Annotated in this window: 4 protein-coding genes; all 4 read left to right on the forward strand. The window is 69.5% G+C overall.

Annotated features, from left to right (window positions below):
- Positions 1-271: 271 nt before the first annotated feature.
- Positions 272-817, forward strand: coding sequence for a ribosome maturation factor RimP (rimP, locus tag IY392_RS01805; RefSeq protein ID WP_194860360.1), 546 nt, complete (start codon positions 272-274; stop codon positions 815-817).
- Complete coding sequence (gene nusA, locus IY392_RS01810; RefSeq protein WP_107756615.1) at positions 814-1800, forward strand: transcription termination factor NusA; 987 nt, start codon at positions 814-816, stop codon at positions 1798-1800. Before rimP ends, nusA begins: the two co-directional genes overlap by 4 nt.
- A 139-nt stretch (positions 1801-1939) precedes the next feature.
- Positions 1940-2242 (forward strand): YlxR family protein, encoded by a 303-nt coding sequence (locus IY392_RS01815; RefSeq protein WP_107756614.1) that lies wholly within the window; start codon positions 1940-1942, stop codon positions 2240-2242.
- Between the two features lie 166 nt (positions 2243-2408).
- A partial coding sequence (locus IY392_RS01820) for a translation initiation factor IF-2 N-terminal domain-containing protein (RefSeq protein WP_194860361.1) occupies positions 2409-2708 on the forward strand: 300 nt, incomplete at its 3' end.

Raw genomic sequence — 2708 nt, forward strand, 5'->3', positions numbered from 1 at the left:
GGATGTCGGGGTGCCCGATTCCTTCACCGCCCCCGTGTCGCGCCGACGGTTCGTCGTCGACCGGGGGCAGGGCGCACCCTCCGGCGAGCGCCAACCCGGTGGCGACCGCGGTCACGGCGACGAACCGTCGGCGCGACACGGGGGCGGTGAAGGAATCGGGCACCCCGACATCCTGCCAGGGCCCATCGGTAGCCGGTCCCGGGGGCGGTACAGTGATCCGGCCCGTCCGCAACCCGGATCGGCACCCACCAGCCGCGACGCCAGGAGCACAGTGATCGTCCCCGAGCCCGACAGGGCGTACATCCGCAGAGCGGTCGTCGACCGCGGACTCGAACTCGAGGAGATCCGGGAGGACTCCCGGGCGGCCGACTGGCACGTCACCGTCGTCGTGGACGGCGACTCCGGTGTGACCCTGGACGATCTCGCGAGCCTGTCGACCGATCTCGATGCCGTCGCCGAGCAGTGGGGGGCACCCGACCAGGCGGTGACGTTCGAGGTGACGAGCCGCGGCGTGGACGCCCCTCTGGAGGCTCCCCGGCACTGGAGACGGGCACGCGGACGCCAGGTCGACCTGACCTACGTCGAGGGGGTCGGCGGTCCGGCCCGTGGGCGGATCGGTGACCTCGACGAGGAGAACGGGACCGTACGGCTGGTCTCGAGGTCGGGTCGTGGGATGCGTGTGGACTCGGTACCGTTGGACGGCGTGGCACGCGCTGTGATCCGGGTCGAGTTCCGTCCCGCTCCGGAGGACGAACTCGCCCTCCTGTCGGAGCCCGCGAACCCCGGACGTGGCGGGCGAGAAGGAGAAGACAGTTGAACATCGACATGGCGGCGCTGAACATGTTGTCCCAGGAGCGGGAGATCCCGTTGGACGACCTGGTGCGGACCCTCGAGAACGCCCTGCTCACCGCGTACAAGCGCACCGAGGATGCGCACCGAGTCGCGAGGATCCAACTCGACCGGAAGGCCGGGACCGTCACCGTGATGGCCGCCGAGGTCGACGAGGAGGGGAACCGGATCGGCGAGTTCGACGCCACGCCCTCCGATTTCGGCCGGGTGGCGGCGGCGACGGCCCGGCAGATCATCCTCCAACGCCTGCGGGAAGCGGAGACCGAGCGGATCTACGGCGACCTCGTGGCCCGCGAGGGCGAGGTGGTCAGCGGGGTCATCCAGTCGGACTCACGCGCGAACGCCCGAGGGATCGTCGTCGTGCACATCGGACCCGAGAACGGAGGGACCGAGGGCACCATCGCTCCGGCCGAACAGGTCCCCGGCGAGACCTACGAGCACGGTGCGCGCATCAAGTGCCACGTGGTGGGGGTCCACAAGGGTCCGCACGGTGCCTCGGTCTCGCTGTCCCGTACCCACCCCGACCTCGTCCGTGGCCTGTTCGCCCTAGAGGTCCCCGAGATCGGCGACGGTTCGGTCCGGATCTCGGCGATCGCGCGCGAGGCCGGCCACCGGACCAAGATCGCGGTGGAGACCACCGTGTCGGGCCTCAACGCCAAGGGCGCGTGCATCGGGCCCAACGGCGCCCGCGTACGGGCGGTGATGTCGGAACTGAACGGCGAGAAGATCGACATCGTGGACTTCGACGAGGATCCGACGGTCTTCGTCGGCAACGCGCTGTCGCCTGCCAAGGTGATCTCCGTGACCGTGGCGGACGCCGAGACCAGGGCGGCGCGGGTCGTGGTCCCCGATTATCAGCTCTCACTCGCGATCGGCAAGGAGGGTCAGAACGCCCGCCTGGCCCATCGCCTGACACAGTGGCGGATCGACATCCACAGCGACGCGGAGTGACCTCCGGCGCGTGCGCGGTCCACGCGGTCGGGCGCGCCGTTAGTCTCGAGGGTCGACGACCTGTAGACTCATCTGATGTCACAGTGACTTCACGTTCACCCACTCGCGTGGGGGTGCGGTGAGAAACCGAGGCGGCCTCATGCAGGTGCGACACGACCAGCAGCAGGGCGCGGCCGAGGTGCGGGGTCCGGTTCGGACCTGCGTCGGCTGTCGCCGCCGGGATTCAGATTCCCGGCTCCTGCGGATCGTCCTCGATCCACGGGCGGCAGCCCTCTCGCCGGACCCCGCCCGGCGAGCGGTCGGACGGGGAGCCTGGGTGCACCGTGACCAGCGGTGCATCGCGACAGCACTCGACCGCAAGGCCTTCACGAGGTCACTGCGGGTCACCGGGAACGTGTCCCACGACGCGATCTCGGAGGTGCTCGAGACGCTATCGTCGTGAGCACGAGACCACCCGTCGGCCGCATGGGCCGATCGGGGGAGCACATGAAAAGGAACGGACCAGACACGATGAGCACACCGTGAAGCTCCAGCGATGAACGTCCATCGAATGTAGACCGAGGTCGCGCGGCCAGCCCTGCCGTGGAGACCTCGCAGTGAGGAGAGCAGTGGCAGGCAAGCCCCGTGTACACGAACTGGCAAAAGAGTTCGGTATCACCAGTAAAGAACTTCTGACGAAACTCCGCGATCAGGGGGAGTTCGTCAAATCCGCGTCCTCGACCCTCGAGGCGCCGGTCGTCCGTCGCCTCCGCGAGTCGCACGCACCGGCGGGCGGTGGATCCGACGCCGCGACCTCGACGCCCGGCACGGGTGGGTCGACGGCACCCAAGCCCGGCGGGGCCTCCAAGCCCTCGCCGGGTCCCCGTCCGGGTGCGGATCCCCGCAAGGCCGCTCCCAAACCCGCAGCG

It is taken from the genome of Dietzia sp. SYD-A1 (assembly GCF_015356725.1).
Lineage (GTDB): Bacteria > Actinomycetota > Actinomycetes > Mycobacteriales > Mycobacteriaceae > Dietzia.

Coding starts and splice junctions, on each gene's coding strand:
- IY392_RS01815 (WP_107756614.1), top strand. CDS start 1,940: ATGCAGGTGCGACACGACCAGCAGCAGGGCGCGGCCGAGGTGCGGGGT.